We start from the raw sequence: 7,154 nt of genomic DNA, 5'->3' as shown, positions 1-7,154 counted from the left end.
GGAGTGGATGACGTCGCCGCCGACGATGATGAAGCGAATCTTGACCCCGACCGGCACCACGAGGGGCTTGTCGACATCGAGCAGATAGGTGTTGTAGCCGTCGACCTGGATCTTGTCCGGGTCGAGGTTGGACTTGAGCTGGCGGGTACGGTCCGAGGACTCCTCCAGCTTGGACACGAAGCCGACCTTGTCGACGCCCTTGCCTTTGTAGTCGACGTAGTCGTAGCGCCACTTCCACTGATAGCCGGTGATCTTGATCGTCATGTCGGCGCCGGTGGTGTCGGCGAACGTGGTCAGCCCCCCCGTGGCGAGGTTGGCCAGGAAGATCAGGATGATGACCGGGACGACCGTCCAGACGATTTCCAGTTTCGTGCTGTGCGCCCACTTCTCGGCGACGGCCCCGCGCGATTTCCGGAAACGGAACATCGCGATGAACATGGCGCCGAAGACAATGACGCCGATGACCACGCAGACCCACAGGGCCACCATGTGCATGGCGTAAGGCGACCACTCGCTCACACCCTGGGTCATGTTCATCTGGTTAGGAACGGGATTGGCCCACGCCTCCCCGCCGAACAGCGCCATCGCGCCTGCCGCCCACGCCGAAACCGATCGTCCGATGCCGCCAGATGTCATGTCTTGCACCTTTAATGAACCTACCTGCGCGTCTGGCTCGAGACTTCGGCCAGCAGCACCATGAGTTTCCTTGACACCTCGACCCGTTCCTCTTCCCCGAGAAAGGCGCCGATTTCGAGCTCGTTGCCATGTGACTTGAGCAACAGACGCTGGCGTCCGTCCCCCGGAGCCAGACCCACCCTGACCCAATACGTCTGGAAGCGCTGCACCCGGCGTCCGGGCACCACCCTCACTTCCAGCGTATCCGGCCCGATGGCGATACGTTCACCCCTGTCGCCGGCCTTCCAGGCCGCGCCAAGCGCGAACCCCACGACGAAGGTTTCGATCAGGGCGAACACGGGAGCGAAGACATTCCCCTGCCACGCGCCAAACGACGCCGTCGCCAGGGCTATCGCCGCCAGACCCATGATCAGTCGACGCAGACCAAGCTTGTCCAGCGCACGGTTGGGCCTGAGCCACAACACGCGCGGCTGACCCGCGACGGTCGGTCGAAGCACGTTCATGGAAAGTCCAGCGTGCCTGGAACCCGAGGGATGATAGGGCGCTGGTCAAGAAGCGGCAAGGTTGGGAAGGGACGTGTTGTCGCAGGCCGCACGCCGCAGGGCACCCTTCCGCTATGCAACACACACCCAGGGCCCCGCTCCCCTACAATGGGCGGTCTCCTCACGCACCCCACTCCCCCGTGAACCCATCGATCCTCCTCCCCGAACTCCCGACTGGCGCCGAGCCGGCGCGCGCGCGTATCACGGCCGCCTGGCTGCGYGACGAAACCGAGGCCGTCAACGACCTGCTGGTCCAGGCCACCCTGCCGCCCACCGAGCGCGAACACGTCATCGACGTCGCTGCCGGCCTGGTCACGCGCGTCCGCGCGCGAGCCAAGGACCAGAGCGCGGTCGAGTCCTTCATGCGCCAGTACGACCTCTCCTCCGAGGAAGGCGTCCTGCTGATGTGCGTAGCCGAGGCCCTGCTTCGCATTCCGGACAAGGCGACGGCGGACAAGCTCATCCGCGACAAGCTCGGTGAGGCCGACTGGAAGAAGCACCTGGGCCAGAGTGAGTCGCTGTTCGTCAACGCGTCCACCTGGGGCCTGATGCTCACCGGCCACCTGGTGAACCTCGCCGAAGAGACCCGCCACGACTTCACCTCCGCGCTGCGCCGCCTGGTCGGTCGCGCAGGCGAGCCCGTCGTGCGTCTGGCCGTGCGCCAGGCCATGCGCATCATGGGCCACCAGTTCGTCATGGGCCGCACCATCAAGGAAGCGCTGGACCGTTCCGCCGAGAAGGAACACGCGGTCTACCGTTACTCGTACGACATGCTCGGCGAGTCGGCGCTCACCCAGGAAACCGCCGAGCGCTACCAGCAGGACTACCGTGACGCGATCAACGCGCTCGGTGCCCGCGGCCCGTTCAAGAGCAATCTCGAAGCCCCGTCGATCTCGGTGAAGCTCTCGGCGCTGCATCCGCGCTATGAAGTGGCCAACCGCGCCCGCGCGCGCATCGAGCTCGGCGCCAAGCTGCTCGAGCTTTCGCAGCTGGCCCACAAGAACGGCATCGCGCTCTCGGTCGACGCCGAAGAGACCGATCGCCTCGAGCTCTCGCTGGACATCATCGGCGATGTCTTCGAGCACGCGTCGCTGGAGGGCTGGAACGGTCTCGGCATCGTGATCCAGGCGTACCAGAAGCGCGCGCCCTTCGTCATCGACTGGGTCACCGAGAAGGCCCGTGCCACCGGCCGTCGCTGGTTCGTGCGCCTGGTCAAGGGCGCCTACTGGGACGCCGAGATCAAGCGCTCGCAGGAAAATGGCCTGACCGGCTACCCGGTGTATACGCGCAAGCCGAACACCGACGTTTCCTACCTCGCCTGCGCACGCCGCCTGTTCGCCGCCGGCGGCGACGCGGTGTACCCGCAGTTCGCCACGCACAACGCGCATACGATCGCCGCGATCAACCACCTGGCGCAGGGCCGTCCGTACGAAAACCAGCGCCTGCACGGCATGGGCGCGGACCTCTATGCCGAAGTGATCGGCAAGGACAAGCTCAACGTACCGTGCCGTGTCTATGCGCCGGTCGGTACGCATGAAGACCTCCTGCCCTACCTCGTGCGCCGCCTGCTCGAGAACGGCGCCAACACCAGCTTCGTCAACCGCGTGGTCGACGAGAGCGTACCGGTGCGCGACCTCGTCGCCGACCCGTGCGAGACGGTGCGCGCCTTCGCCTCCATTCCCCATCCCCGCATCCCCCTGCCGGTCAATCTGTACGGTGAACTTCGGAAGAATTCCATGGGCATGAACTTCGCTAACGACAACGAGCTCCACGAGCTCGCCGACGCCGTCAACCGCCACAGTGGTCCGTGGACCGCCGCCCCGCTGGTCGCCGGTGGCGCCACGGGTGGCACGAAGGTCGAGGTGACCGATCCGTCGGATCGTCGCCGCATCGTCGGCACGGTCGAGAACACGGACCCGGCACTGGTCGATCGTGCCCTGACTGCCGCGGTGAAGGCCCAGCCCGCGTGGGACCGCCTGCCGGCTGCCAGCCGCGCTGCGATCCTCGAGCACGCCGCCGAACAGCTCGAGCACAACCGCGCCGAGTTCATCGCGCTGTGCGTGCGCGAAGCCGGCAAGAGCCTGCCCGACGCCATCGCGGAAATCCGCGAAGCCGCGGACTTCCTCCGCTACTACGCCACCATGGCGCGCCGCCTGTTCGGTCAGCCCGAGCAGCTGCCCGGCCCCACCGGCGAGAGCAACCAGCTGTTCCTCAACGGCCGCGGCGTCTTCGTCTGCATCAGCCCCTGGAACTTCCCGCTGGCGATCTTCCTCGGCCAGGTCGCCGCGGCGCTCGCCGCCGGTAATGCCGTCATCGCCAAGCCGGCCGAGCAGACCGCACTGATCGGCTATGCCGCGGTGAAGCTGCTGCACGCCGCGGGCGTACCGACCGACATCCTGCAGTACATGCCGGGCGACGGTGCCACCGTCGGTGCCGCGCTCACGCGTGACCCGCGCGTGGCCGGCGTGGCCTTCACCGGCTCGACCGACACCGCCTGGGCGATCAACCGTGCCCTGGCCGCGCGTAACGCGCCTATCGCCGCGCTGATCGCCGAGACCGGCGGCCAGAACGCGATGATCGCCGACTCGTCGGCGCTGCCGGAACAGATCGTCAAGGATGTGATCGCTTCGGCCTTCCAATCCGCAGGCCAGCGTTGCTCGGCGGCACGCGTCCTGTTCGTGCAGGAAGATATCGCCGACAAGGTCACCGCGATGCTCGCCGGCGCCATGGCCGAGCTGAAGATCGGCGATCCCGGCCTGCTCTCGACCGACGTCGGCCCGGTGATCGATAACGACGCACTGCAGATCCTCGTCGACCATGCTGCACGCATGGACAAGGAAGCGAAGAAGATCGGCGAGGTGCCGCTCAACGACGCCACCGCGAACGGTACGTTCTTCGGGCCGCGTGCTTACGAGATCCCGTCGCTCGACGTGCTCACCCGCGAAGTGTTCGGCCCCGTGCTGCACGTGATCCGCTGGAAGGGCTCGGAGTTGGACAAGGTGGTCGAGCAAATCAACGCCACTGGCTTCGGTCTCACGCTCGGCATCCACAGCCGCATCGACGACACCATCGATTACATCCAGAGCCGCGCGCGCGTCGGCAACTGCTACGTCAACCGTAACCAGATTGGTGCGGTGGTCGGCGTGCAGCCGTTCGGCGGTGAAGGCCTCTCCGGCACCGGTCCGAAGGCCGGCGGCCCGCACTACCTGCTCCGCTTCGCCGGTGAGCGCACGCTCACGATCAACACCACGGCGGCGGGTGGCAATGCGTCGCTGCTGACGATCGGCGAGTAAAACCCGTTTCGCATGATCCAGGCCGCGCTCCGCAAGAAGCGCGGCCTTTTTTTCGCAAGAGTTTCTCGCTCGGAAAGTTCTTGCACTAGAATCCCGAGAGCATCCAGGGCAGGAACTCATCAGTGGACCACGAAGCCATCATCGATACCGCGGCGCTAGGCCTGGCCCAACGACACGCGGAGGCGTTCGCCACTGCCCAGCCCTTCCGCCATGTCGTCATCGACGGGTTCCTCGACGACGCCTTTCTTGCCGAGCTGGTGCGTGAGTTCCCCGCCTTCGAGCGCGGCAACTTCATCGGTGACGACGGCCGTCCGGGTGGTAAATCCACCGTGGACGCCATGCCGCAGCTCGGGCCTGCTTACCGGCGGCTCGACGAAATCATCCAGACGCCGGCGTTCCTGACGTACCTCGGCCGTGTCACCGGTATCGAGGGCTTGTTGTACGACCCGTTCTACCTGGGCGGCGGTACGCACGAGAACCGCAACGGGCAACCACTCAGCCCGCACATCGATTTCAATTTCCACCCCAGCGAGCGATGGCACCGACGACTGAACCTCATCGTGTACCTGAATCCCGAGTGGGACGACGCGTGGGGCGGGCTGCTCGATCTTTACAAGGACCCGTATGCCGACCCACAGCCAGCGGTGCGCGTCGCACCGCTGTTGAATCGCTGCGTGATCTTCGAGACCACCGAGACCAGCTGGCACGGCTTCGACCGGATCGCTTTCCCCGCCGACCGCCCTGGGCTTTCGCGCAAGTCGATCGCGCTGTACTTCTATACGAAGGACCGGCCGGCGGAAGAAACCGCGCCCCGTCACACGACCCATTACGTCAACCGGCAGCTCCCCGACCATCTGGCACCGGGTTACACACTGACCGAAGCCGATGTGTTCGCACTGCGCGAGACAATTGCGTCGCGGGACAACCTCTCCAAGATGCTTTATGCGGAGAACAGCCAGCTCCTCCAGGCGCAGGACAAGGGGTTCGGCGGACAGGTGCTCTACCTCATGAAGCGCCTCTACATGCGGTACCGCCGACGCACGGCACAGGTTCGCAACGCCGCCGACGGCTGACACCTACAACGAAAGTTATATTGCGGACGGGTCCATTTTGATGCTTGCTTAGCGAACATCGCGCCGACCGGAACTCGGCGCCCATCCATCCTGGAGGGCCGCGACATGATGTTGCAGATGTCCGCTACACCTGCGTCACCCGCAATCCGAGCCGAACCCGCACCGACGCCCGTGCCAGGGAAGTCGTCGGGCCCCAGACCGTCGTGGAACAACAAGCAACTGCAAGCGTTCATGACGAGCGAGCAAGAAGGGTATAAGCCACCCGAACTGGGCGCGCTCGCGCCATGCAAATGGGACGAGTCTTTCGAGAATGCTCCCCCCGGCACGGTAAAGGCCGGCTCCATGCTGCAGTTGAACAACACGATGATCGTGGCCGTCAGCGATGTCATCATCGAGGAGACGGACAAGGGCAGCGTGGTGGTGACAGGTACGCGCGGCAGGAACAACGAGTGTCGCTTGATCTTTCGCCGTGCCTATGGCCACGTGCGCTGTGACATACGCATCCCCAACGGGGCCGCGGAGTCGCGCATCACGTACCTCAGATCGCCCTGTGCGAAAGCACCAGGGCTTGCCGAACTCCACTCGTTCAATATCTGCCAGCCCTTGCAGAGGATGCATGGTGACGCCGGGGGATTTTCGATGAACCTGGATTACCACGCCGATCCGCTCAACGAAGTGCAGGGGATCCTTTGGCGCRGCGGTTTGCTGCAGATCTCGCGAATCAGTCTTACGCCCTAGGGGAAAAAAAGGGCGGCCATAAGGCCGCCCTTTTTACGATCACCGCCACGACGCGAATTTACTTCAACCCGCGATCCTTCAGCATCGGCTCGATGCTCGGCTCCTTGCCGCGGAAGTCACGATAGAGCTTGCCAAGTTCCTCGGTATTGCCGCGCGAGAGGATCTTGTCGCGGAAGATCTGCCCGTTCTCGCGGGTCAGGCCACCGTGCTCCTTGAACCACTCGAAGGCGTCGGAATCGAGCATCTGCGTCCACAGGTAAGCGTAGTAACCCGCGGCGTAGCCGTTGCCCCAGATGTGCTGGAAGTAGCTGGAGCGGTAACGCGGCGGCACCTGCGCGAGGGTGAAGCCGGCCTTCTTGAGCGCGTTCGCCTCGAAGGCATCGACGTCCTGCTTCGGCGCACCCGGGGCAATCATGTGCCATTGCATGTCGAGCAGGGCTGCCGAGATGAGTTCGCTCATCGCATAGCCCTGGTTGAAGCTGCTCGCCTTCTTGATCTTGGCAACGAGTTCGTCCGGCATGGCCGCGCCGGTCTGGTAGTGCTTGGCGTAGTTGGCGAAGACCTTCGGGTCCGACGCCCACTGCTCGTTGAACTGCGACGGGAACTCGACGAAGTCGCGGGCGGTGTTCGCGCCGRACAACGACGCGTACTGCGTGTTGGCGAACATGCCGTGCAGCGCGTGACCGAACTCGTGGAACATGGTGGTGACATCGTCGAACGAGAGCAACGCGGGCTGGCCAGCCGCCGGCTTGGTGAAGTTGGCGACGTTGTAGACCACCGGCTTGGTACCGAACAGCTTCGACTGGTCGACGAAGTTGCTCATCCACGCGCCGCCGTTCTTGTTGTCACGCTTGAAGTAGTCGCAATAGAAC

6 protein-coding genes are annotated in these 7,154 nt (G+C 64.7%); 3 read left to right on the top strand and 3 right to left on the bottom strand.

Annotated elements, in window-relative coordinates; genetic code table 11:
* On the bottom strand, positions 1-636 hold a 636-nt coding region (locus AC1DT2_RS12760; RefSeq protein WP_477296630.1), incomplete at its 3' end, for a cytochrome c oxidase subunit II transmembrane domain-containing protein.
* Positions 637-656: 20 nt separating this feature from the next.
* Positions 657-1,139 carry a DUF2244 domain-containing protein gene (locus AC1DT2_RS12755; protein WP_477296629.1) on the bottom strand — a complete coding sequence of 161 codons (483 nt, stop codon included), beginning with the start codon at positions 1,137-1,139 and terminating at the stop codon, positions 657-659.
* 191 nt (positions 1,140-1,330) lie between these two features.
* Here AC1DT2_RS12755 and putA point away from each other — a divergent pair, with 191 nt between their 5' ends.
* The 3 genes from putA to AC1DT2_RS12740 all read left to right on the top strand — a co-directional run bounded on the left by putA (position 1,331) and on the right by AC1DT2_RS12740 (position 6,282).
* Positions 1,331-4,471, top strand: a complete 3,141-nt coding sequence (putA, locus tag AC1DT2_RS12750; RefSeq protein WP_063572626.1) for a bifunctional proline dehydrogenase/L-glutamate gamma-semialdehyde dehydrogenase PutA — start codon at positions 1,331-1,333, stop codon at positions 4,469-4,471.
* A gap of 122 nt (positions 4,472-4,593) precedes the next feature.
* Positions 4,594-5,544 carry a 2OG-Fe(II) oxygenase gene (locus AC1DT2_RS12745; protein ID WP_477296628.1) on the top strand — a complete coding sequence of 317 codons (951 nt, stop codon included), beginning with the start codon at positions 4,594-4,596 and terminating at the stop codon, positions 5,542-5,544.
* 231 nt (positions 5,545-5,775) lie between these two features.
* On the top strand, positions 5,776-6,282 hold the full coding sequence (locus AC1DT2_RS12740) for a hypothetical protein (RefSeq protein WP_477296627.1): 507 nt from the start codon (positions 5,776-5,778) through the stop codon (positions 6,280-6,282).
* A 58-nt stretch (positions 6,283-6,340) separates the two neighbouring features.
* On the opposite strand, the gene AC1DT2_RS12735 is transcribed toward AC1DT2_RS12740, so the two are convergent.
* Positions 6,341-7,154, bottom strand: an 814-nt coding sequence (locus tag AC1DT2_RS12735; protein WP_477296626.1) for a M3 family metallopeptidase, incomplete at its 5' end; no start/stop codon positions are given.

This window comes from Luteibacter sp. P4_E6 (genome assembly GCF_056401535.1).
Note: the sequence above shows the minus strand (reverse complement) of the source record. Positions and strands in the feature narration are given on the sequence as shown.